Source organism: Pseudoalteromonas sp. MB41, assembly GCF_020966275.1.
GTDB lineage: Bacteria > Pseudomonadota > Gammaproteobacteria > Enterobacterales > Alteromonadaceae > Pseudoalteromonas > Pseudoalteromonas lipolytica.
Genome location: NZ_JAJJZF010000010.1, coordinates 126953 through 148969 on the forward strand (window position 1 = coordinate 126953; position 22017 = coordinate 148969).

A 22017-nucleotide genomic window follows, 5' to 3' on the forward strand; every position below is an offset into this window, starting at 1 on the left:
GCTGATTAAAAAAGGCGTGTTTAAAACACGCCTTTTTTGTTTGTTGCGCGTATTTTAAACTGCTTATATGATTTGCAAGGACGTCATCATCACACAGGAGTCTTGAATGAGTGATTTTATAATTTTTAGTATCGATGTATTTGCCAGCTTGTTTATCTTTGCGTTAGGGATAGGGCTGTTGGTAATCATCTGTTTTTACATTAGTGATGTGACGCAGTCGAAACAGGCTATTCGTCGTAATTACCCTGTGATAGGGCGTTTTCGTTACTTTTTTGAACGCCAAGGTGAGTTTTTTCGCCAGTATTTTTTTGCGATGGACAGAGAGGAGCTTCCGTTTAACCGTGCCGATCGAAGTTGGGTCTACCGAGCAGCAAAAAATGTTGACCGTACTACGGCATTTGGTTCCACTCAAAGCTTAGAAGCCACAGGCACTGTGATGTTCATGAACTGTGCATTTCCGACGCTCGATGAAGAGGCACTCGAACCTAGTCATGTCACCTTGGGACCCTATTGTGAAAAACCTTATTCTACCAATGCATTATTTAATATTTCGGGCATGAGCTTTGGAGCACTTTCAAAACCGGCTGTTCGCGCTTTATCTCGAGGCGCAAAACTCGCGGGATGCTGGATGAATACAGGTGAAGGGGGGTTGAGTCCTTATCATCTGGAAGGAGGAGCTGATATTGTATTTCAGATTGGTACGGCAAAATATGGTGTCAGAGATGAGCAGGGCAAACTGAGCCTCGAAAAACTCAAAGCGATTGCTAGTCATGAGCAAGTAAAAATGTTCGAAATTAAAATGAGCCAAGGCGCAAAACCGGGCAAAGGTGGCATGTTGCCGGGCCGAAAAGTCACCGCAGAAATCGCTAAAATCCGTGGCATACCAGAAGGACATGATTCGATTAGCCCTAATGGGCACCCAGAAATAAAAAAACCTGCTGATTTACTCGATATGATTGAAACTGTTAGAGCTACGACAGGAAAACCCACAGGATTTAAAGCAGTAATCGGTGAGTATACGTGGCTTGAAACCTTATTCAGTGAAATTAACAATCGCGGTATTGAGTCAGCACCAGACTTTATTACCATTGATAGTGCTGATGGTGGCACTGGGGCTGCCCCGCAGCCATTGATGGATTCTGTTGGTTTACCTCTAAAAGAAAGCTTACCTTTGGTCGTTGATTTGCTGAAAAAACATGGTTTAAGAGAGCGGGTAAAAGTGATTGCATCGGGTAAATTAATCGTCCCGTCGAAAGTGGCTTGGGCATTGGCTTTGGGGGCTGATTTTATTGTGTCAGCGCGCGGACATATGTTTTCATTAGGCTGTATTCAAGCATTACAATGCAATAAAGATACTTGCCCGACCGGTATTACAACGCACAATGAGCGATTACAACGCGGCTTAGATGTGACAGACAAAGCGCAGCGAGTTGCAAATTACAATAAGTTTATTCACTACGGTGCAGGCTTAATTGCTCATTCATGTGGCGTGTCGAGCGCCCGAGAACTTGCGCGCCACCATGTGCGTGTTGTACAAGAAAATGGGTTGTCAGAACCGCTTGATAAAATGTATGAGCATTACAATAAATAATGATGAGATTCAATAAGGCGCGATAAGCGCCTTATTCATTGGGTAGCTGAATAACTAGTTTAATAAGCTGATCAATAAGGTAAAAAATTCATCTTTATTATCGCAACTTGTTGCGTTAAGCATCAATTGCTCGCCTAACACTAAGGTTTGTTGCTGCACAGCTAAGCGTGCTTGCTCGTTTTCAATGCCGTCAATGTCAGCAACGTGGGCAAGGCCAATCGTACGGCGAATAAGTTCTGCACCGCAATAACCAATGGCATCATGCAACACGCTTTTTAAGTAATCTTCTGTAAAGGCGCGGTTAGCAAAGCTTACATCGGTTGTCTCATTACTTGCTAAGTTCAACCACTGCTCTTCAAACTGGCTATAGCAGTCTTGTAAGCATGTTAATAAATGCGTTTGATATTGGCGACGCTTTGCTAATTCAGCTATACGGCCATTTTGCGCGCAGTAATTAAGTAATAAATTACCCATAAATGAACCGATATCGAAACCAACTGGGCCAAAAAAGCCAAACTCTGGGTCGATCATCTTGGTTGTGTTGTTATCAACAAAAATACTGCCGCTGTGCATATCGCCGTGTAACAAGGTTTGCGGACACGATAAGAACCTAGCTTTTAATTTCGCTGCGGCAAGTTTTAGCGCGTTGTTATTACGAATGTGTTGCACTGACGAATTGAGTTCAGCCGGGAAGTGATTGCGCTCGTGCTCGATATAAGGGTCAGTGAAAAAGAGGTCCTCAGTGATCTTACATAAATCTGGGTTGATAAATTGGCTCACTTTGGCTTTTTTATCGTCGGCAGAAAGATAAAAGTCGGAGTTATAAAAACCGGTGCGACTGAGATATTGGGCAACATGACTGGCTAATTTAGGGAACTGCTCGGCATTTATTTGTGCACCACGTAAAATTTGTAAGTGACCTAAGTCTTCCAGCACGGTTAATGCAAGCTCAGCATTGTGGTGCAAAATGGCTACGGTGTGCTCTGGGCATAATGAACCATGATTTATCAAGACGTCAGCCTCGATACGCGCACGGTCTAACGATAACGGCCATGACTCACCCACGCAGCGAGCATAGGGTAAAGCTTGCTTTAAAATTACACTGTTGTTGTGTTGATCAGTGACCCGGAAAACTAAGTTTAGATTTCCGTCGCCGAACTCGTACGCTGACAGCTCAGCGTTAGGAGTAAACACTGAACTGAGTTCACTTTCGGTAAGTTTTTTAATGTAATCAACAGCATGCTCTGCAGTGAAGGCAGTGTAATTAGCCATGGCTCTATCTCAAAATATTATTAACTTTGGGCATTCTATACCTGTAAGCGTTTAGATGTCCATACATCCAGCTTGTTAGTTGTGTAAACTGATGTAAAATACCCTTTCATCAAATTAGTAATCTGGATGCACTATGCAAGATCTCATCGCGAGTAGTATTAAATATCAGCAAAATACCTTAACTGTGCTTGATCAGTACTTATTGCCTCATCAACAGCATTGGCATGTATGCAATGATGTTGAAACGATGAAAGAACTGATTTTGACTTTAAAAATTCGTGGTGCCCCTTTAATTGGCTTAGGTGCCAGCGTACTCGTTGCTCATTTAGCAGAGCAAGGTATGAGTAAAGCAGAGCTTGCTTCAGCGATTGATGAATTAGAAGCAACGCGTCCGACTGCTGTGAATTTAATGCACTGTATGGCACAGCTTCGTGAGGCATTAATGCAACCTGCATATGTTGAGGCTGTTGTAGACACGGCTGAGCAGTTATTTTTTGAAGACATTGCGCTGTGTGACAGCATGGCACAGCGTGGTGCTGAGCTTGTTGCTAAAGGCGATAATATTCTTACTCATTGTAATACTGGAGCATTAGCTACGGCGGGAGTCGGCACAGCGTTAGGTGTGATTTATAAAGCTCACCAGCGCCATGGAGATCTGCATGTCTGGGTTGATGAAACACGCCCATTATTGCAAGGGGGCCGATTAACTGCATTTGAGCTTGAGCGCTGGCAAATACCTTACACGTTAATTTGCGACAATATGGCAGCAAGCTTAATGGCTGCGGGTAAGGTCGATAAAATTTTTGTAGGTGCCGATCGTATTGCTGCAAACGGCGACTTTGCTAATAAAGTGGGTACGTATAATTTGGCAGTATTGGCTCACTTTCATAATATTCCGTTTTACGTGGTTGCGCCGCTAACAACACTTGATACGCAAACAGCCTGTGGTGATGATATTGAGATTGAACAGCGAAGCCCCGCTGAAGTACGTGGTGTGAGCGGTAGTTTTGGTGAAGCACAGTGGGCACCTACGAATGCATCAGTGTATAACCCTGCTTTTGATGTCACGCCTGCAAAGTTGGTTACAGGCTGGGTATTAGATACCGGTGTTTACGAGTATGCTGATATCGAGCAAGGTGTATTAACGCAATTAAAATAACTAGTTGCGGGGTCTTTTCTCAGTGTAAAGCTCAATACTGTTTTGATTATTAGCGGTTACGAATGAAATCGCTAATTTTTCATTTTGTGCGTTGAGGTGCAAAATATAGTTAGACGGTTTCATTTTAATCAGTGTATTCACTTCCGTTAGTTCCTCTAAAGCGGCACTGTAAATGTCAGCAGAGGTGGCGACAAACAGTGTTTGCTCATTACTCGCCATCGTTACTATTGACGGTTTTATTGCAGTCAACTTATCTGGCATAGGTAATTCATGGTAGCGATTAGTTTGGCTATCAAGTTCTAAAAACTGTGTGTGTTTGGCATGCACAATCAATTGATGATCATTACGCCAAGCGATAGCAAGGGGTGTATCAATCGTGCTGATGAGTGTTTCTGTATTGACAGTATTCAATAGCATTAACTGATTTTGTAAGGTGGTTGCATCGGCGTAGATTACCGCAATGCGGTTTTTACGTATTTTAGCGAGCACAATTCGGCCTGGTATTTGCCATTGCTTAATTGTCTTAAAGTCTGTGGCATCTAATAGTGAGAGTTGATGCGTGTGTTTATTGAAACTCAATAAACGCGTGCTGTTTTCATTGGCAGAAACAATGATATTGTCAGTGCCAACCCTATCAGAAATAGGGATATATTGGTTATTGGTTTTAAGCCAATGTTCACGCTTATCGTAATAGGTATCGGCAAAATAAACATCACCATTTGCAAGCGCTACAGCAGAATTTTCATGCTTATTAGCGGTGGCTATGTAGCTCATTTCTTGCGTCTTTAAATCAAAAACACTGGCATCTAGATCATGCAGATCGGTACTTATTAACAGCGACTCTTTGTTGAGTGGGTAAGCGTAGTTAGCGTCTTTAACGGGGGCTTTAATAGCGTGGGCTCGGGTCATTGAGTCGAACGAAAATGATTCAATAGTCGAATTGGCACGGTTATACCAAATGAGCGAATTACTGGGTTCATCATACGTGGCAGCCCATGATCTATAGTTATTTGTCGTGAGCAGCTTCATGGAGCTACCGTCTAGGTTTGCCATATAAATTTCTGCTTGGCCAGTGTTGTGGCGTTCAAAAATAATCCGTTCAGGATTTGATAATGTCGTTAATAAATAATCACCTGTGCCAGTAATATTGGGTGATGTAATGCGGATTTCTTCTGCTGTTTTTTTATCATAAGCGTAAAGCGCAAATAATTGGCTTAAGCCACGATAATGATTACGTCGAAAAATAGCGGTATCCCCGACTTCTGTGTATTGCGTTAACTTATCACCTGAAGAATAAGGATACGACAGGGGGGATTTTTTGATTGTTTCAGAAAAAAAGTCACTGGCCTGCCATTGTTGGCACTGACTATAGTCACCGGGTTTACATTTGACATAAAATAAGCGCAGACCATCATCAGACCAGCCCTGAATATAAGCGTCACCTGAGTCAACTAAAAACTCTTTTTTGGTTTTTAGGTCCATTACATAGATATTCATTATGTCATTTTGCTTGAGAGGTGTGAGCAAATAAGCAAGCTTACTTTTATCGGGGGGCAGTAGTAAGTGAGAGTAACTGCCTTTATGCCAAGAAATAGTGTCAGCATCTAATGCTAGAAAAGGCATGGTTTGTCTGGTTTCACTACTTGCCGCAGGTTTATCTGAAAAAACCAGAAAAAACAAATTAGCGTTGCTATTAATATGGCGGGAATTGACCACGACCAATTTACATTTCTTTTGGGATGACTGTGTGAAGATGATTCAGCGGCAGCGACTTCACTCGAAGATTCATGTTGATTTTGCTGTTCTGTAGTGACTGTCTCGGTTTTATTTGAGCTGACAGGAATAAATAAACTATACCCTTTACGGTAATGTGTTTTGATACTTTGGCCAGGCTGCTTTTCTGATTTGAGTGCTTTTCTAAGCTCCGATATCGCTCGATTGATGGCATTATCATCAACGTAGCTTTGCTGCCAAATGTTGTCCGCCAGCTCTTGGCGAGAAATAATACGTTCATTATGTTCAATAAAATAGCACAGTAACTTAAATAACAGCGGCTCTAGCTCGCGAGCATGCACGCCGTCATTAATTGTTTGCAATGATATGTTTAGCTGCCATTCGCCAACATAAATAATATTATCGCGTAAGGGTGAAATTACCGACCCCATGTGTAGTCCTTTAGCTAATAATTAAGTACTGAGCATTGATGAGGTGATGATACCAGAAGTTGTTTTTGAATTGGGTTTTTTTGTTTTATATTTGTAAATTAAAGGCCGTTTTTTGCAACATATAACCAAGCAGAAGTATTACATTGGAATTTTTCTGCAATGCGTTGATAGTCATCTACCTCATAGTCATCGGCTTGGGCCAACTCTTGTTCGGTGATTAAATAAATTGTGCCATTCACAATGTCGCAGTCTTCACCTGTTTTAATTAACGCAGGATGAAAACGCTGGCCACTGCTTTTTAACACCGCAGGATCAGTAATTTCAATTTCACCGACAATGTACCCTGTTAAAGTCGCAGACTGACCTTCGAGCAAACGCCCGAAGGTATCGAGTTGCACCTGTTTATATTGCAAAGTGCCGTATGAGAAAAGCTTTTCCATATTAATCAAGCAATGGAAAGTCATTCGCGATAGCTGAATCTGTGCTTTTAGCCACCCAGCCTTCGGTATTATTAAATAAGCGAATAGCAGTAAATTCAGGGTTGCTGCCCATGTCAAACCAATGAGGGGTTAATTCTGGCACCGAAATTAAGTCACCTTGCTGGCACAGCACTTGGTATACTTTATTATCGACATGCAGACAAAAAAGCCCTTGGCCTTTTACAAAAAAGCGTACTTCATCTTCGCTGTGGGTATGTTCAAATAAAAACTTACCACGTAACTCAGCGGCATTAGGGTTGCCTTTTGCGAGCGAGATAACATCAACAGTTTGATAACCTCCTTCACGCTTTAAGCGCTCAATGTCGTGAGCGTACGCACTTAAAATAGCATCATGGCTGGTTGTTTCATCAATATGTGCATTCGCCTGCCACTGTTCAAAGCGTACACCCACTGCATTTAGTTTCGTTGCTATGGCGTTTGAGTCGTCGCTGTGAAAAATGATGTCATCGGCATTGTTATCATTAAAAACTGTTAACTGGCTCATGCTAAATACTCCGCACTAAATTCACTAAAATCATTAATATAAGGATGCTCGCTGGTACTGTCTTGGCCATCGCGAATAAGGTGCAAAGTGCGTAAACCTGCCGCTTTAGCTGCCTCTAATTCAGCAGCAACGTCGCTTAAAAATAGCACCTCAGAGGCGTCAAATGGCAGTGCAGCGATAATTGTGTTGTAAGCGCTTTGCTCTTGTTTTGCGCCCACTTTGGTATCGAAGTAATCACTAAAAAGAGGTCTCACATCACCATAGTCAGAATATTGAAAAATAAGGTGCTGTGCTTTTACTGAGCCTGATGAGTAAACATACAGGCTTCTTCCTGCTTGTTTTTGCGCGTTTAAAAAAGCGTACGCATCAGGATAAAGGTGACCGGTAAAATCACCATTTTCATAACCTGTTTGCCAAATTAAACCTTGTAACTGTTTTAATGGCGTTACTTTTTGATCCGTTTCAATCCAATGAAGTAAAGTACTAATCACCGTTTCTAGGTCAGCTTCTGGCTGTTCAATGTGTGCTTTTACACTCGCAATATGTTCCGCGACATCGTGATCGTCTTGGTGTGCTTTAATAAACGCAGGAAGCTTTTCAGCGGCATAAGGGAATAGCACATCTTTCACAAATGAAATGCGTGTGATAGTGCCTTCAATGTCAGTTAAAATGGCTTTGATCATGCGTGGATACCTTCCAGTTTTAGGCGCTCAAGCTCGCAACTAAATAAAAACTCCAGCCCTTCTAAATGGCGCAATACTTCTTTGATGTCTCTGCCGACAACATAGAGACCGTGGCCGCGAATAAGCACCGCGTGCTCTATTGGCGTATGCAGGTGATGATCGCTTACTAATAGACTTAGGCGATCAATGTCTTGATCGTTGTCGAATATAGGAATGCTTAGCGTATCTAAATGTGAGGTAACACCACTGAGTGACTTTTGCATCTCGTAGCCATGTAAATTAATGGCATGTCCTTTTATGACGCGAGATAAAACGGTGGCAGCAACCGAGTGGGTATGTAAAACAAATTTTGCAGAAGGGATCAGCTTATACATGTTCAAGTGTAGTTCTGTTTCTGCCGAGGGTTTTCCCGACCCTTTAGTGCGGTTGCCTGCGTGGTCCAACTCAATAAATGCATGTGTACCGAGCTGGCCTTTATCGAAACCACTGGCGGTGACGACATAACCCGTTTCTGTGCGGGCTGAAAAATTACCACCGGTTGCTGGGACCCAACCTCGTTGGCTTACCCATTTACCTGCTTCTATTAGTTCTGAAATAGCGGTATTGTTATGCATACATTCCTCGACTTTCTAAAAGTTATTTAGACGGCTATACATCTGTTTTAAGCAATGATAGCATCGCTTCGAGCGCAAAACCATCTTTAAGGAACCTCTGTGTTTGAAAGTAAATTGCCGAATTTAGGCACCAGTATTTTTAGTCAAATGACTGCTTTAGCGAATCAGCATCAAGCACTTAATTTATCTCAGGGCTTTCCTGAATTTGACGCCCCTGATTTACTAAAAAAACAGTTAAATAATTATGTACTTGAAGGGGTTAATCAATATGCTCCGTCAAGTGGTATTGTGCGTTTACAGCAGCAAATAGCAGCACTGATTGCGAGAAAATACCATAACAATATAGATTATGAGCAGCAAGTCACGGTGACATCGGGTGCAACCGAAGCATTATTTGTGGCAATTCAAGCGCTGGTAAGAGACGGTGATGAAGTGGTGGTGTTCGACCCTGCCTATGATTCGTACCAGCCCGCGATTGAATTAGCAGGGGGACGCAGTGTACATGTTGCCTTACATGCGCCTGATTATCGGATTGATTGGCACGCGGTTGCAGAGGTCATGAGCGAAAAAACGCGCGCTATTATTATCAATACACCACACAACCCGAGTGGCAAAATACTTAAAGCTGACGACATTGCAGCACTGAAGGCCTTAGTTAAAGCACACAACTTATACGTGATCAGCGATGAAGTGTATGAACACATCACCTTTGATGGTGCTACACATGTTAGTGCGCTCACGGATACAGAATTATTTGAACGCAGCTTTGTTATTTCAAGCTTTGGGAAAACATTCCACAGCACAGGCTGGAAAATGGGCTACTGTGTTGCCCCCGCTGAGCTGATGATTGAGTTTCGTAAGATTCATCAATACGTGACATTTTCAAGTTTTACCCCAGCACAACATGCTTTAGCAGATATGTTAGAACTGGAGCCTGAACATGTTGATGGGCTAGCGGATTTTTATCAACATAAGCGTGATTTGCTCAGTAACGCGTTACAAGATAGCCGTTTTACCCTTTTGCCCAGTGAAGGCACATATTTTTTATTGCTTGATTACAGTGATGTGTCAGACCTAAATGATGTGGAGTTTTGTCATTGGTTGGTAGAGCAAGCAGGCGTTGCAGCAGTACCGCTTAGTGTATTTTACAACAGCCCAAGTAATGATAAGGTCATACGAGTATGTTTTGCAAAAAATGATGACACGCTGTTGCGTGCCGCGGAGATTTTATGTCAGCTTTAACGCTTGCCCTTGTACAATCCTCACTTTATTGGCTAGATAAACAGGCAAATCTTGCGCATTTTTCTGAGCTGCTTGAGTGTTTAACTGAGCCGGCTGATTTAATCGTGTTACCCGAAACATTTGCGACAGGGTTTGCCATCAATCTTGACTGTAGCGAGCCTGAGCAAGGTGACGTTGTTAACTGGTTACAAGCCACTGCAAAACAAAAAAATGCAGTCATCGCTGGGTCGGTATTAGTGTCTCTCGGTGATAAAAAAGCAAATCGTTTCTACTGGGTGTGGCCAAATGGTGAGGTAAAGTTTTACGACAAGCGTCACTTATTCTGTTTAGGGAACGAAGGCCGCTATGTTGAGGCGGGTAAGCAGCGTGAAATTTTCAATATCAAAGGCTTTCGCATTTTACCGCAGGTGTGTTACGACCTACGCTTCCCTGTTTTTCAACGTAACTGCAATGACTATGACCTCATGGTGAATGTTGCAAACTGGCCTGCGGCACGTCGCCATGTTTGGGATACCTTATTAAAAGCGCGCGCAATGGAAAATGTCTGTTATGTGGTCGGTGTCAACCGTATTGGGCCAGATGGCAATGAGGTTGATCATAATGGCGGCACTGCAGTATACGATTTTAAAGGGGATACATTAGCAGCGCTCGATGATAACCAATCGGGTATCATCATTCAGCGCCTTGATATATCCGCATTAGAGGATTTTCGGCGTGCTTTTCCTGCGTATTTAGACGCGGATCAATTTCAGTTGATCTAAGCCGCATCGCTAAAAATTTGTTAAACTCATGGTTGGTTTATTAACTACAAGCAATCATGAGTCGCAAAATTACCCCTGTTATTCTTGCTGGTGGCATAGGTTCACGCCTATGGCCGTTATCACGCAAGGCCATGCCTAAGCAATTTTTACCTTTGCTAAGCGATGAATCGCTACTGCAAAGCACCTTAAAGCGGGTAACTGGTTCGCAATTTAATGCACCGATATTAGTGTGTAATGAAGCGCATCGATTTATTGCCAAATCACAGGCATTAGACGTATCTAAAAATGTGACTCTTTTACTTGAACCTGAGGGCAAAAGTACCGCGCCAGCTATTGCGTTAGCGGCTGAATATGCGCAGAAAAATGGTTTACTAGGCCCGTTATTGGTAATGCCTGCAGATCATTATATCTGTGACTTTGAAAAGCTACTTGCGCGATTAGATGATGCCGTAGCCTTGGCAGAGGCTCAGCAACTCGTTACGTTTGCAATTACCCCAACGGAGCCGCATACAGGGTATGGTTATATTCGCCAAGGCCCACCACTGCACCGTGATGGCTGTTACAAAGTCGCTGAATTTAAGGAAAAGCCAGTGCTTAAACTTGCTGAGCAATACATTGCCAGTGGTGAGTTTAGCTGGAATAGCGGTATGTTTTTATTTTTCGCTGATGTGTACTTATCTGAGTTAAAACGGTTTGCGCCAAAAATAGCGAGTAGTATCGCACAAGCAGCCTATTTTACTGAAGATCTCGGTTTTTTGAGACCCAACGCAGACATACTGAAAACATGCCCAAGTGACTCAATTGATTACGCTATTCTTGAGCGAAGTGAAAATGTCGCTATGCTTCCTGTTGATTTAACGTGGAGTGATGTGGGCTGCTTCTCAGCCCTTTCAAAAATTGCTAACAAAGATCAATTTGGTAATTATTTGGGCTCGCAGGGAGTGAGTATTGATAGTGAAAATAATTTGCTGATTAGTGAAGCTGATCACACGATTGCAGCTTTGGGAATTAGCAATAAGGCGATTATACATACCCACGATGCCACCCTCGTCGCAGATAAAAAAGCCCTTGATAAGTTGCCTGAATTACTTAAACAACTCGCGCAACGAGACAACGATAAATTGACGCACCATCAAGCCGTATTCAGACCTTGGGGCAATTACCGCACTTTGGTTGAGAGTGTTGGGTTTAAGGTTAAGAAAATTTTTGTTAATTGTGGTGCGAAACTCTCAACTCAGCGTCATCATCACCGTGCCGAGCATTGGGTTGTGGTTTCGGGCATTGCCAGCGTACATGTGGGAGATGATAAGTTTGAACTCGGTGCCGATCAGTCTTGTTATATTGCCGCCCAGCAAATTCATAGCCTTGCCAATTGTCATGATGAGCCCCTCATTGTCATTGAAGTACAAACCGGGGCGATACTTGATGAAAGTGATATCGAACGGTTTGAAGATGAATATGGGAGAGAGTAATTGTTAAGCCTCAGAGGTCAGTCGTTAGTCGAATGAGCGGATGATTTAATTCTCGGCGTAATGAAACAAAAAGAGTATTACCATCTGTAAGGGCAGATTTACCTTGTTAATCTAAACTCACTAACCTAGCTCACTTCTCACATGGTTTAAGTAGGCTTGTAGGCTGTCTTGCCAAAGTACTAGGGCATCGGTCAGCGACTCTTTAAGGGGCTTATTATCGAGTAACTTACGCTCGATCTTTTTCAGCTCTAAGCCGTAACGATTAAAGCCGAGCTGTAAGGCGGTACTTGCTTGGCGATGCAGTAGTTTAATACATTGATCTTTATCATTTTCAACAAGTTGTTGGCTTCGTATCAGTTTATTCCGCGCCGAGAGAACAAATTCATTATAAATAGAAGACACTTCATCTTCATTAAATGAGCTAATGAGTGCAGCTGCTGCTGTTTCGTCATATAAGGTGTCACGCAGCTCGACGGCAATGCTGGCAGCTTGATTTGTTTGCGAGTCGCTCAATGCTTGGCGCAGCTTTTGTTGTTTAATTGGCTTACCGACAATATCTTTAATCCCCAACGCTAAGTATTCTTTTATTTCATCGGGGCTCAGACTCGCAGTGAAAGCGAGGACTGGCGTGCGTTGATTTAAATGGTCGATATTTTTTAGTTTTTTTAATACTTCTTGACCTGTCAGGTCGGGCAAATTCATATCCAGTAGTACCACATCAAAATGATGTTTTTGCATCAGCTCAATTGCGCTGTTACCGTCTTTTGCGAGTTTTATTTTATGCTCGTCATCGGCCATAAATTCAATGGCAATTTTTTGATTTAAGTCGAGATCTTCTACTAACAAAACATCTAAACCGGTCACATAATCTTTCGATTGATGACGTTGCTCAACAAGACTAAGTTCACCAATTGTGAGTGTGATATCAAAACTAAAAACACTGCCTTTGTTAAGCTCACTACTTATGTTGAGCTTACTACCGAGCTTTTCGAGAAGGCGACTTGTAATAGCAAGGCCAAGGCCTGTGCCACCTTTTTCTTTTCCTGCACTGCTTTGAACATAAGGTTCGGTTAGGTAGATGATTTCTTCATCTTCGATACCTGGGCCTGAATCAATCACACTGATCCGAACGACATGGTCTAGCTGCCCTTCATTGAGCAGTTTGACGTGGATTTTTACAGAGCCTTTATCAGTAAATTTAATTGCATTGCCAACAAGGTTAATAATTACTTGTCTAAGCTTTTGCTGGTCACAATAGTAGCAAGCCTGTTCGGGTAAATCGTAAATCAGCTCAAATTTCAGGTGCTTTTGTTCTGCAAGCGGACTGAGTAATAAGCATAAGTTGTTTAACCATGTTTTAAATTCGACATCTTCTTCGTAGAGGGCTTCATCGCGCTGATCTAGGCTTGCATAGTCGAGCACTTTGTCGACCAGTAAGTTCAGTGACTCTGCTGAATTAATAATGGCTTCACAGTATGGTTTATCTCGCGGGTCGCTCGACTGATTCATGATCAGTTGAGCGCTTCCCAGTATGCCATTGAGGGGAGTGCGAATTTCATGACTAATGGTTGATAAGAATAAGCCGCGAATTTCAAGATCTTTATGTGCTTTTTCAGTAAGCTGGTTGAGGTGTTGCTCGCGGCGTTCATTACACAAAATTGCCATGCCTGTGGCATAAAACATCGGTGCAATCACCCCATTAATGAATAGGGTGATACTAAACCAATTTTCGGAAAGTAAATTAGCTGTGCTGACATCGCCCATCATCAGTGTTCTGCCTGTAAATATGGCAAGAATAATGGTTAATATTAAGATATAAACAATGCTGCCATTCGGGTAACTTTTGCGGCCATTGCGAATGAATAAGGCAAGTAGAAACAAGGCCTCAATAATGTGTTGTAAATCAGATACTAAAATCCGGTTTCTAAGCTCAGCATTGTCTGTCGCTAAATAGATCATGCTGAGTGCTAATACCCCGGTTATCCCTATAAATGCTCTAAACCCTATACACTTGGCATTTAAGAACTGACAAATAGCGAGTACATGAATAATAGAAGCACTGAATAATAAGGAGTTTGCAATGGTGATACTTGCAATATCATTGATATGACCGAGAAGTGCAAAACTCAGCACTGAAGTGAACATCACTAAAGGATAGAAAATATAGAGCAAGGTGCCCGGAATGCTTTTATTTGCTCGCCATGTCAAATAGTTAAGGAGTGTCATTACCGCCATCATGGCTGCACTTGTGTAGTATAAGGTGACTGAATCGAGCATGGCTTTTCCGAGGATTACGAACATCTTCGAGCATAAAGTCTATTTGGGTGTTTAGCAACTAGAAACAAAAACAGACGCATTGTGCGTCTGTTTTTTTAAAGAAGAGAGTTTAGCGTATTTCGTCTGGGATATTTTGCTGTGCCCACGATAAAAGCTCGATGCGATTTCGGCATTTCGTTTTTCTGAATGCACTATAAAGGTGCGTTTTAACAGTGTGTGGGCTGATACTTAAATCTTCAGCAATCTCTTTATTTTTCGAACCTTTGCTCATCAATGAGATGATGGCTTTTTCGCGTTTAGTTAGCTTAACAGGCTCGATATTACCGTCAGTTAGTTTGTGCAGGGCATCTTTATTAAATTGCAGCATGCGGTTTAAAGCATTGCACATTATTTCGCGGCGGTACCACAATTGATCTTCAAGCAATAAACGAATGCCTTTCATCAATACATCAGCGTTATCAGTCGTGTAAAAAACACCACGAATACCACTTAATAGTGCACGGTTAGCAATCTCTGGGTTTTCGTCAAGATTGAATAGTACAATATCGCACTTAATGCGTAGGTTAACTAGTTGTTCTTTTAATTTACCCCAGGCATCTGTGCTCGATGTTTCGATGAATAATAAGCGTGTACCTTCTGGCACTTCAGATATATCAGTCCCAGATGTAACAGTTAGACCTTGTGTTTTTAACAACGGCTCCAATACGTTAACACCAATCGTGTTAATTGGTTCTGGATCTAATAATAAAAAAGCTGAACTACTCATATTTATACACTCTTGAATAAAGTTGACTGATTCATCCTACCATGCAATCCACCCCTTTCGTATTAGAAATTTCTGAGTCTTATGCAGGAAAAGTACAGTTTGTGTCTATTTTGTTTCAAAAAATACAGTTAGTTAACGTAACTAAATATGTTAACTAGCTGATATATATTCACAATAATCAATAATAGTATATTAGTTCGACTTTTTACAACTTTTTACATAGCAAAGTGCTAGATATTTTGTTTTTTCTTGTCCTGATAAGGAGGCCAACCCATTTCTTTACCAGCTAACATATGTAGATGTATATGGTACACGGTTTGACCGCCATGATCATTACAGTTCATAACCACACGAAAGCCGTCGTCACTAAAACCAAACTGCTTTGCAAGTTTTGCGGCTACGACATAAAGATGACCTACCAAAGGAGCATGTTCTTCACTGATATCATTTATGGTCGCAATGGGTGTTTTAGGAATGATCAAAACATGAAAGGGGGCTTGTGGGTTAATGTCTTTAAAGGCAAGTGACTGCTCATCTTCATAGATGATATCCGCAGGGATCTCACGATTAATAATTTTTGTAAAAATAGTCTCTTGGCTCATATTTACCTCTTTTAAAATTGGCTTAATTACCCGCTCACTAATGACAAACTTTATTTGCAGTGTCAAACTGAAACTGTCGCAAATGAACAACCAAGGAGTGATCATGCGTAAGTTAGTATTACTAAGTAGTGCGTTAATGCTATTCAATAGTATCAGTAGTTTAGCTGAGACAATCCACTTTCCTGAGGAATTTGTCCCTTTGCAAGTAGGTGACCGTCTTATTGAACAATCATTTTTTAGTCGTGTTGACGATGTTGAGCTTGCTCCTGGAACATATCAGTTAAAACTGAAGTACACAGATCTTTACGAACAAGGCTACGATGATCATCAAGTCGTTGAATCCGAACCATTTTGGGTTGAAGTGACGGTTGAACAAGGCAAAAACTATGATTTAGTGTTTAATCGTGCGAGTAATGCCGTTGCTGCTGAAGTGTTTGCTGAGTCACCGCAAGTGAGCCTAAAAGCCAAAGGCAGTGAACTGGCTATGCCTTTATCAATTGTGAATTACCGAGCGGCTTCGGCTCCTGTGCAGGCGGTTGCGGAGGCTCCCGTTGTTGCTGCAAAGAACAAACCGGCGACCGCGGCACCAGTCACCCTGCCTGCAAACGTGTCTGGTGGTCAGGCTGGATTGAAAAAAATGCCAAATGCAGCAGCCATGTTGGAATTTTGGTGGCAACAAGCTAGCCCAGAAGAGCGCCGAGCGTTTTTACAAAAAGTAAGTCAATAGTATTGAGAGTTAAAAAAGGCGCTGATATTCAGCGCCTTTTTACATTTAGAAGCGTCTTATTTTGAAAATAAGTCGTCAACGGTACCTTGTGCTAGCGGGTGATAACCCGGACGTGCTTTTAAGTACACATCGTGCGCCCAGTCTCTTTTGCCGTTTTTAATCAGTGCTTTATAAAGTGGCACTATTAATTTACGGCGGCCAATACCAGACAAGTGCTTGTCCAAAGCAGGGTAAATAGGCTGATAGCCATTGCCTACAGCCAGCATAAACCATGCAAATGCACGCTCAGCATTGGTTGATTGAGTTAAGTTGAATTGTTTATCAAGCTCAGTCATTTTCTCAATGCTTAAATCGCGAGGGAGGTTATTGAGGAAATGTAACCACTCATGCACTGTCCATTCAGCAGTCGGCAATTCTGCTGCATCGATCTCATTGTTTAACCATGTTTTTGTCACTGTATCGACTTTATCAAATGCATCAGATGTTGGGTTAGGAGCATCAGTTGGTAACCCTGGCTCAAAAATCCACTCGTTTACTTTATCCATGCTTACTACGCCTGGATACTTGTCGATAAGGTTTGCTTTTATGTAAGTAACAAATTGGGCTGTCGTGAGTGACTTAAATGCAAACTCGTCGAAATAACCTTTTACAAATGGGTCAAATTTATCGCGACCAAATTTGTTCTCTAGGTAAATAAGAAACAGCTGCCCTTTAGTATAAGGCACTGAGCTGAATGCGTCGTCAGGATCACGGCCATTAAGCTTTAAGTTTAGGCGCGTGTCTGGAGCAGGAAGTGTTTTAAGTAAAGCACGCAGACCTGCTGCATCTAAAGCTTGCTCCATGATTGCACGGTCACGACCAAAAACTTCTTCCATGATGCGGTTTTCAACATAAGAGGTAAAGCCTTCGTTTAACCATAAATCTTCCCATGTTGCGTTCGTCACTAAGTTACCCGACCATGAGTGTGCGAGTTCGTGAGCGATTAGGTTAACTAAGCTCTTATCGCCTGCAACAACGGTGGGGGTGATAAACGATAAACGTGGGTTCTCCATACCGCCAAATGGGAAGCTAGGTGGAAGCATTAATAAGTCATAACGCCCCCAAGCATATTCACCGTACATGGCGTTAGTTTTGTCGATCATTGCTTGTGTGTCGTTGAACTCAGCAACCGACGCATCTAAAATTGTTGGCTCAGCAAAAATACCTGTCTGCTTAGACATGGCTTTAAATTCTAAGTTACCAGCCCCTATCGCGATTAAGTATGGCGAAATAGGTTGTGGCATATCGAATAAGTAATCACCATCTTTGTACAACGCATCTTTATTGTCTGCACTCATGACTGCGCGAATATCTTTAGGTGTATGAATACGCGCAGAATACGTAACACGCATTGCTGGTGTGTCTTGCACAGGTATCCAACTACGCGCATGAATAGCTTGTGATTGGCTGTACATGAATGGGTGTGATTTACTGGCTGTTTGCTCAGGCGTTAACCATTGTAATCCTGAGGCTTCTGGGCGGCTATTGTAGTAAATACGAGCTTTAACCGCTTGGCTTTTAAATTTAATTGTTAATTTTGAGCCCTTTACGTCATCGCGTGCCGCAAGAGTGAAGTCGGCTTTGTGCCAGCCGCCTTTTTTATCTTGATACATAACTTTGTCGATATCTAAATCGCGAGTATCAAGTACCAGAGTTTTGCTGCTAGCATTGTGCCAATCTAGCGTATGCTCAACAAACCCTTCTAGTTGCTTGTCATCAAAATCAACATCTAAATCTAGTAATAGGTGAGTGGTTGTTACGTCATCTAAGTTTGCATAGGTGTGCTGGCTAATTGCGTCAGCAGTTGCTTGAGAGCATGCGCCTGCCATAGCAAGACTTAAAAATAATGGTTTAAACTTCATAATAACCTTGGAACACAAATGAAAAAAGAACCCGTTTTATAACATGATTAATACAGTGGGTTGAGTGATTTTTACAATCTGATGCGTATTTTGCGATGATAGGTTACACTAATGCGATTAGTTACCGGTAACCTTTGAGGCGTTTTGTGGCTCAGTCCCTGCAACCTTTTCATACCTTTTCATTGCCAAGCCATTGTCAGCATTTCCATCAAATAGATGACGTAGAGCAGCTCGTTAATACCGATTTCTCTGCACCGTTTTGTATTTTAGGCGAGGGTAGTAATACGGTATTTTTAACCGACTACCAAGGGACGGTAATCTATATGGCCACTAAAGGGATTGAAATTGAAGAGCTAAACGATCATTTCCTTTTACATGTTGCTGCAGGTGAAAATTGGCATCAATTAGTGAGCATGACGATTGCCAACGATATGCCTGGGCTTGAAAACTTAGCGCTGATCCCCGGTACGGTAGGTGCAGCCCCGGTGCAAAATATTGGTGCTTATGGTGTCGAGCTTGAAAAGTTTATTAGCTATGTAGAGTACTTCGATATTGCATCTGCGAGTATTAACCGTTTAAGCAAAGAACAGTGCCTGTTTGGCTACCGTGATTCGATATTCAAACATGCACTTAAAAATAAAGCAGTGATCACGAAAGTCGGGCTAACCTTACCCAAACAATGGCAGCCAATATTACATTATGGGCCACTGCAACAGCTACATAACTCGACTGCGCAACAGGTGTTTGAGCAGATTATTGCGACTCGAAATAGTAAGTTACCTAACCCAAGTGAACTTGCTAATGCAGGTAGCTTTTTTAAAAACCCTGTGATTAGCAATGAGCAACTCGCTGACTTATTAAAAAAATACCCAGATATGCCCCATTATTTTGTCGACGCACAACACCACAAAGTAGCTGCAGGTTGGTTAATTGAACAGGCTGGCTTAAAAGGTCACCGTATTGCGGGCGTTGAAGTACATCAGCAGCAAGCTTTGGTGTTAGTTAATCATGGCAACAGCACCGGCGATGACCTGATTGCCATGGTGAATTATGTGCAACAACACGTGTGGCAAAAATACCACATTGCTTTGCAACATGAAGTGCGCTTAATGAATGCCGATCACGAATGTCATATTCACTTGGAGTCACAAATATGAAGGCGCCAGATGGAAATAAACTCGCAATTTTAAATGCGCTCAATTCAGGTGGTTTTATTTCGGGTCAGCAATTAGGTGAGCAGCTAGGAATTAGCAGGGCCGCAGTTGGAAAACATATTCACTCGTTACAAGAAATGGGATTGGATATTTTTAAAGTGACAGGGAAAGGCTACCGCCTGAATAATAGCGCGGGGCTTTTGCATAGAAGTAAAATTAATGACTATTATGCTGAGCTTGGTGGAAATACCGCATGCGTTGAAGTGCAGTCAATTATTGATTCGACCAATAGCGAGTTAATGCGCCGTATTCAGAGTGACACCCCATTAGACTCTGGCACTGTACTCGTTGCAGAAATGCAGCAAGCAGGACGAGGCAGACGAGGTCGGGTTTGGCAATCGCCATTTGGTGCAAACTTATATTTTAGCTACTTTTGGCGTCTAGACGATGGCTTACAAGCTGCAATGGGTGTGTCGATTGCTGTTGGACTTGCGGTATACGATACCTTAAAGGCACTTTATCAACTGGATGTGGAGTTAAAGTGGCCAAACGACATTTATTTAGACGGAAAAAAACTAGCGGGTGTGTTGGTTGAGCTTGATGGTCAACCTCAAGGACCATGTCAGTTGGTTATCGGCATAGGTATAAACGTGCATATGCCAGACAGTGTCAGCCAGCATATTGATCAAGCATGGACAGACTTGAGCCAACATGTAAAAGGCCTTGAGAAAAATAAACTCGTGGCGTATCTGTGCTTTTACCTTGAGCAACGTTTGGCGCAATACCGTCAAACAGGTTTAAATGACATGTATAAACAATGGAATCAGTTAAACGCATTTGCAGGTCAATGTGTGGAGCTCAATACAGGCCATCGAAGTTGGCGCGGTATATGTGAGGGGATTGATCACCAAGGCGGCGTTCGCATTCGCCAAGATGGTGAGGTTAAAAGTTATTACGGTGGTGAAATATCACTGCGTAAGGCTGAACTATGAGATTATTGGTCGATGTGGGTAATACGGCAATTAAGGCCGTACTTTTTGATAATGAGCGTTATCAAGCATGTGAGCTCAATGCCATTCCATGGTCGCATGTTACAGACATGGTTTATGCGTGTGTGGGGAGCACAGAACGACTTATGCCACTATTTGCGCAGGCACAACAACATGCAATTCCTTATTTCGAAGCTAAAGTAACCGCTGAGCTTGCAACATTAACCTGTGCTTATAAGCAGTATCAAAATTTGGGGATCGATCGCTGGCTTACTGTCATCGCTGCATACACTGAATACCCAGAGAAAGATTGTGTTATTGTTGATGCGGGGACAGCGACCACAATTGATGTATTGAATAAAGAGGGTCAGCACTTAGGTGGTTGGATTGTGCCTGGGCTCGATTTAATGACCCGCTCATTAACGCAAAATACTCAGCGCGTTTTTGACGATGAGCACACCCCTTTTGCCACCGATTTAGGGTGTAATACACCTAATGGTTTAAAAAATGGCGCGCTCGTTGCGACAATGGGGGCAATTGAGCAAGCTGTTCAGCATGTTGATCAGCAAAATTGTTGTTTATTATTTGCCGGTGGCTATGGAAAATTACTTGCTGATCTATTTTCTGGCAGTCAATTTGATAGTGTTTTGGTTTTTAAAGGACTGAATTATTGGCGTGAATTAACAATAAAACAGTAAAAAACCGTGGATTTGCCTGAATTGTGAGCGTTTAACACATAAATTCACACTTTTTTTAATTTTATTGTTGCATCCCAATAAACCTTACCTTAGAATCTCGCCCCGTACTAAAGCAGTGCCGACTTAGCTCAGTTGGTAGAGCAACTGACTTGTAATCAGTAGGTCATCCGTTCAACTCGGATAGTCGGCACCACTTTCCTTTTACCGGAAGTGACTTAGTAAAGAATTTTCGTGGAGGGGTTCCCGAGCGGCCAAAGGGATCAGACTGTAAATCTGACGGCTCAGCCTTCGCTGGTTCGAATCCAGCTCCCTCCACCACTTTATTCTTGACGGTTAGAGGTAGTTTAAGAACAGTTTCCTATGCGGGCATCGTATAATGGCTATTACCTCAGCCTTCCAAGCTGATGATGCGGGTTCGATTCCCGCTGCCCGCTCCAGACTCTGGTGTTGCTGATATAGCTCAGTTGGTAGAGCGCACCCTTGGTAAGGGTGAGGTCGGCAGTTCAAATCTGCCTATCAGCACCAGTATCGAGAACTTATCTTATTATCTCCCTTTATCTGTCAGAAAAAACTATTTGAAATTTGAAAAAATTAAATTAATCTACCCTCGGTGGATTATTTTCATATGTAATCTAGATACACAAAACTGATAGGTTCCGTCATGGCAAAAGAAAAGTTTGAACGCGTAAAACCGCACGTAAACGTTGGTACAATCGGCCACGTTGACCACGGTAAAACTACCCTAACTGCAGCAATCACTAACGTACTTGCAAAAGTATACGGTGGTACAGCTAAAGACTTCGCATCAATCGATAACGCTCCAGAAGAGCGTGAGCGTGGTATCACAATCTCAACTTCACACGTTGAGTACGATACACCGACTCGTCACTACGCACACGTAGACTGTCCAGGACACGCCGATTATGTTAAAAACATGATCACTGGTGCTGCTCAAATGGA

At 42.3% G+C, this 22017-nt stretch carries 21 protein-coding genes and 4 tRNA genes; 14 read left to right on the plus strand and 11 right to left on the minus strand.

Annotation, left to right across the window (positions count from 1 at the left end; translation table 11 throughout):
• Positions 1 to 106 precede the first annotated feature (106 nt).
• On the plus strand, positions 107 to 1591 hold the full coding sequence (locus tag LPA49_RS11850; RefSeq protein ID WP_065979454.1) for an FMN-binding glutamate synthase family protein: 1485 nt from the start codon (positions 107 to 109) through the stop codon (positions 1589 to 1591).
• 54 nt (positions 1592 to 1645) lie between these two features.
• Here the strand turns inward: LPA49_RS11850 and mtnK are convergent, their stop codons facing one another.
• Positions 1646 to 2863: an S-methyl-5-thioribose kinase gene (gene mtnK, locus LPA49_RS11855; protein WP_075594210.1), complete on the minus strand. Its 1218-nt coding sequence runs from the start codon at positions 2861 to 2863 to the stop codon at positions 1646 to 1648.
• Positions 2864 to 2996: 133 nt separating this feature from the next.
• On the opposite strand from mtnK, the gene mtnA reads away from it, so the two are divergent.
• On the plus strand, positions 2997 to 4022 hold the full coding sequence (gene mtnA / locus LPA49_RS11860; RefSeq protein ID WP_180311231.1) for an S-methyl-5-thioribose-1-phosphate isomerase: 1026 nt from the start codon (positions 2997 to 2999) through the stop codon (positions 4020 to 4022).
• Here mtnA and LPA49_RS11865 read toward each other — a convergent pair whose 3' ends face one another.
• From LPA49_RS11865 to LPA49_RS11890, 6 genes are all read right to left on the minus strand, one after another.
• Positions 4023 to 5645, minus strand: coding sequence for a hypothetical protein (locus tag LPA49_RS11865; protein WP_180311230.1), 1623 nt, complete (start codon positions 5643 to 5645; stop codon positions 4023 to 4025).
• The gene (locus tag LPA49_RS11870; protein WP_180311229.1) at positions 5633 to 6187 is read right to left on the minus strand and encodes a winged helix-turn-helix domain-containing protein; all 555 of its coding nucleotides are present in this window, start codon (positions 6185 to 6187) and stop codon (positions 5633 to 5635) included. Before LPA49_RS11870 ends, LPA49_RS11865 begins: the two co-directional genes overlap by 13 nt.
• A gap of 98 nt (positions 6188 to 6285) precedes the next feature.
• Positions 6286 to 6627 (minus strand): gamma-glutamylcyclotransferase family protein, encoded by a 342-nt coding sequence (locus tag LPA49_RS11875; RefSeq protein ID WP_180311228.1) that lies wholly within the window; start codon positions 6625 to 6627, stop codon positions 6286 to 6288.
• 1 nt (position 6628) lies between these two features.
• Positions 6629 to 7171 carry an acireductone dioxygenase gene (locus LPA49_RS11880; RefSeq protein ID WP_180311227.1) on the minus strand — a complete coding sequence of 181 codons (543 nt, stop codon included), beginning with the start codon at positions 7169 to 7171 and terminating at the stop codon, positions 6629 to 6631.
• The gene (gene mtnC, locus LPA49_RS11885; protein WP_036973505.1) at positions 7168 to 7854 is read right to left on the minus strand and encodes an acireductone synthase; all 687 of its coding nucleotides are present in this window, start codon (positions 7852 to 7854) and stop codon (positions 7168 to 7170) included. The genes LPA49_RS11880 and mtnC overlap by 4 nt, the downstream gene beginning before the upstream one ends.
• Positions 7851 to 8468 carry a methylthioribulose 1-phosphate dehydratase gene (locus LPA49_RS11890; protein ID WP_036973502.1) on the minus strand — a complete coding sequence of 206 codons (618 nt, stop codon included), beginning with the start codon at positions 8466 to 8468 and terminating at the stop codon, positions 7851 to 7853. The genes mtnC and LPA49_RS11890 overlap by 4 nt, the downstream gene beginning before the upstream one ends.
• A gap of 99 nt (positions 8469 to 8567) precedes the next feature.
• Between LPA49_RS11890 and LPA49_RS11895 the strand changes: the two genes are divergently transcribed.
• Genes LPA49_RS11895 through LPA49_RS11905 form a run of 3 tightly spaced genes read left to right on the plus strand, consistent with a single transcriptional unit; the run spans position 8568 to position 11943 of the window.
• Positions 8568 to 9710, plus strand: coding sequence for a methionine aminotransferase (locus LPA49_RS11895; RefSeq protein WP_180311226.1), 1143 nt, complete (start codon positions 8568 to 8570; stop codon positions 9708 to 9710).
• The gene (locus LPA49_RS11900) at positions 9698 to 10471 is read left to right on the plus strand and encodes an amidohydrolase (protein ID WP_180311225.1); all 774 of its coding nucleotides are present in this window, start codon (positions 9698 to 9700) and stop codon (positions 10469 to 10471) included. Before LPA49_RS11895 ends, LPA49_RS11900 begins: the two co-directional genes overlap by 13 nt.
• Positions 10472 to 10527: 56 nt before the next feature.
• Complete coding sequence (locus LPA49_RS11905; protein ID WP_180311224.1) at positions 10528 to 11943, plus strand: mannose-1-phosphate guanylyltransferase/mannose-6-phosphate isomerase; 1416 nt, start codon at positions 10528 to 10530, stop codon at positions 11941 to 11943.
• A 120-nt stretch (positions 11944 to 12063) separates the two neighbouring features.
• Here LPA49_RS11905 and LPA49_RS11910 read toward each other — a convergent pair whose 3' ends face one another.
• From LPA49_RS11910 to LPA49_RS11920, 3 genes are all read right to left on the minus strand, one after another.
• Positions 12064 to 14220, minus strand: coding sequence for an ATP-binding protein (locus LPA49_RS11910; protein ID WP_180311223.1), 2157 nt, complete (start codon positions 14218 to 14220; stop codon positions 12064 to 12066).
• 109 nt (positions 14221 to 14329) lie between these two features.
• Complete coding sequence (locus LPA49_RS11915) at positions 14330 to 14986, minus strand: response regulator transcription factor (protein ID WP_036973496.1); 657 nt, start codon at positions 14984 to 14986, stop codon at positions 14330 to 14332.
• Positions 14987 to 15216: 230 nt separating this feature from the next.
• Positions 15217 to 15588 (minus strand): histidine triad nucleotide-binding protein, encoded by a 372-nt coding sequence (locus LPA49_RS11920; protein WP_065979446.1) that lies wholly within the window; start codon positions 15586 to 15588, stop codon positions 15217 to 15219.
• A 103-nt stretch (positions 15589 to 15691) separates the two neighbouring features.
• Here LPA49_RS11920 and LPA49_RS11925 point away from each other — a divergent pair, with 103 nt between their 5' ends.
• Positions 15692 to 16315: a DUF2057 domain-containing protein gene (locus LPA49_RS11925; protein WP_180311222.1), complete on the plus strand. Its 624-nt coding sequence runs from the start codon at positions 15692 to 15694 to the stop codon at positions 16313 to 16315.
• Positions 16316 to 16371: 56 nt separating this feature from the next.
• Here the strand turns inward: LPA49_RS11925 and LPA49_RS11930 are convergent, their stop codons facing one another.
• Positions 16372 to 18216, minus strand: coding sequence for a M1 family metallopeptidase (locus LPA49_RS11930; RefSeq protein ID WP_036973488.1), 1845 nt, complete (start codon positions 18214 to 18216; stop codon positions 16372 to 16374).
• A gap of 146 nt (positions 18217 to 18362) precedes the next feature.
• Between LPA49_RS11930 and murB the strand changes: the two genes are divergently transcribed.
• The 8 genes from murB to LPA49_RS11970 all read left to right on the plus strand — a co-directional run.
• Positions 18363 to 19373: a UDP-N-acetylmuramate dehydrogenase gene (gene murB / locus LPA49_RS11935; RefSeq protein ID WP_180311221.1), complete on the plus strand. Its 1011-nt coding sequence runs from the start codon at positions 18363 to 18365 to the stop codon at positions 19371 to 19373.
• Positions 19370 to 20362: a bifunctional biotin--[acetyl-CoA-carboxylase] ligase/biotin operon repressor BirA gene (gene birA, locus LPA49_RS11940; RefSeq protein WP_074989485.1), complete on the plus strand. Its 993-nt coding sequence runs from the start codon at positions 19370 to 19372 to the stop codon at positions 20360 to 20362. The genes murB and birA overlap by 4 nt, the downstream gene beginning before the upstream one ends.
• Positions 20359 to 21057 carry a type III pantothenate kinase gene (locus LPA49_RS11945; protein ID WP_074989484.1) on the plus strand — a complete coding sequence of 233 codons (699 nt, stop codon included), beginning with the start codon at positions 20359 to 20361 and terminating at the stop codon, positions 21055 to 21057. Before birA ends, LPA49_RS11945 begins: the two co-directional genes overlap by 4 nt.
• 117 nt (positions 21058 to 21174) lie before the next feature.
• A tRNA-Thr gene (locus LPA49_RS11950) sits at positions 21175 to 21250 on the plus strand.
• A 40-nt stretch (positions 21251 to 21290) separates the two neighbouring features.
• Positions 21291 to 21375, plus strand: a tRNA-Tyr gene (locus LPA49_RS11955).
• A gap of 44 nt (positions 21376 to 21419) precedes the next feature.
• Positions 21420 to 21494: transfer RNA gene (locus tag LPA49_RS11960), tRNA-Gly, on the plus strand.
• A 12-nt stretch (positions 21495 to 21506) separates the two neighbouring features.
• A tRNA-Thr gene (locus LPA49_RS11965) sits at positions 21507 to 21582 on the plus strand.
• A 136-nt stretch (positions 21583 to 21718) separates the two neighbouring features.
• Positions 21719 to 22017, plus strand: a 299-nt coding sequence (locus tag LPA49_RS11970) for a GTP-binding protein (protein ID WP_230236577.1), incomplete at its 3' end; no start/stop codon positions are given.

What these genes read in the sequence shown, in the direction of transcription:
- LPA49_RS11870 (WP_180311229.1), bottom strand. Translation starts at nt 6,187, where the DNA reads ATGGGGTCGGTAATTTCACCCTTACGCGATAATATTATTTATGTTGGC.
- LPA49_RS11875 (WP_180311228.1), bottom strand. Translation starts at nt 6,627, where the DNA reads ATGGAAAAGCTTTTCTCATACGGCACTTTGCAATATAAACAGGTGCAA.
- LPA49_RS11900 (WP_180311225.1), top strand. Translation starts at nt 9,698, where the DNA reads ATGTCAGCTTTAACGCTTGCCCTTGTACAATCCTCACTTTATTGGCTA.
- LPA49_RS11880 (WP_180311227.1), bottom strand. Translation starts at nt 7,171, where the DNA reads ATGAGCCAGTTAACAGTTTTTAATGATAACAATGCCGATGACATCATT.
- LPA49_RS11930 (WP_036973488.1), bottom strand. Translation starts at nt 18,216, where the DNA reads ATGAAGTTTAAACCATTATTTTTAAGTCTTGCTATGGCAGGCGCATGC.
- LPA49_RS11920 (WP_065979446.1), bottom strand. Translation starts at nt 15,588, where the DNA reads ATGAGCCAAGAGACTATTTTTACAAAAATTATTAATCGTGAGATCCCT.
- mtnA (WP_180311231.1), top strand. Translation starts at nt 2,997, where the DNA reads ATGCAAGATCTCATCGCGAGTAGTATTAAATATCAGCAAAATACCTTA.
- mtnK (WP_075594210.1), bottom strand. Translation starts at nt 2,863, where the DNA reads ATGGCTAATTACACTGCCTTCACTGCAGAGCATGCTGTTGATTACATT.
- LPA49_RS11905 (WP_180311224.1), top strand. Translation starts at nt 10,528, where the DNA reads ATGAGTCGCAAAATTACCCCTGTTATTCTTGCTGGTGGCATAGGTTCA.
- LPA49_RS11945 (WP_074989484.1), top strand. Translation starts at nt 20,359, where the DNA reads ATGAGATTATTGGTCGATGTGGGTAATACGGCAATTAAGGCCGTACTT.
- LPA49_RS11890 (WP_036973502.1), bottom strand. Translation starts at nt 8,468, where the DNA reads ATGCATAACAATACCGCTATTTCAGAACTAATAGAAGCAGGTAAATGG.
- LPA49_RS11850 (WP_065979454.1), top strand. Translation starts at nt 107, where the DNA reads ATGAGTGATTTTATAATTTTTAGTATCGATGTATTTGCCAGCTTGTTT.
- LPA49_RS11925 (WP_180311222.1), top strand. Translation starts at nt 15,692, where the DNA reads ATGCGTAAGTTAGTATTACTAAGTAGTGCGTTAATGCTATTCAATAGT.
- mtnC (WP_036973505.1), bottom strand. Translation starts at nt 7,854, where the DNA reads ATGATCAAAGCCATTTTAACTGACATTGAAGGCACTATCACACGCATT.
- LPA49_RS11865 (WP_180311230.1), bottom strand. Translation starts at nt 5,645, where the DNA reads ATGCCTTTTCTAGCATTAGATGCTGACACTATTTCTTGGCATAAAGGC.
- birA (WP_074989485.1), top strand. Translation starts at nt 19,370, where the DNA reads ATGAAGGCGCCAGATGGAAATAAACTCGCAATTTTAAATGCGCTCAAT.
- LPA49_RS11915 (WP_036973496.1), bottom strand. Translation starts at nt 14,986, where the DNA reads ATGAGTAGTTCAGCTTTTTTATTATTAGATCCAGAACCAATTAACACG.
- LPA49_RS11910 (WP_180311223.1), bottom strand. Translation starts at nt 14,220, where the DNA reads ATGCTCGATTCAGTCACCTTATACTACACAAGTGCAGCCATGATGGCG.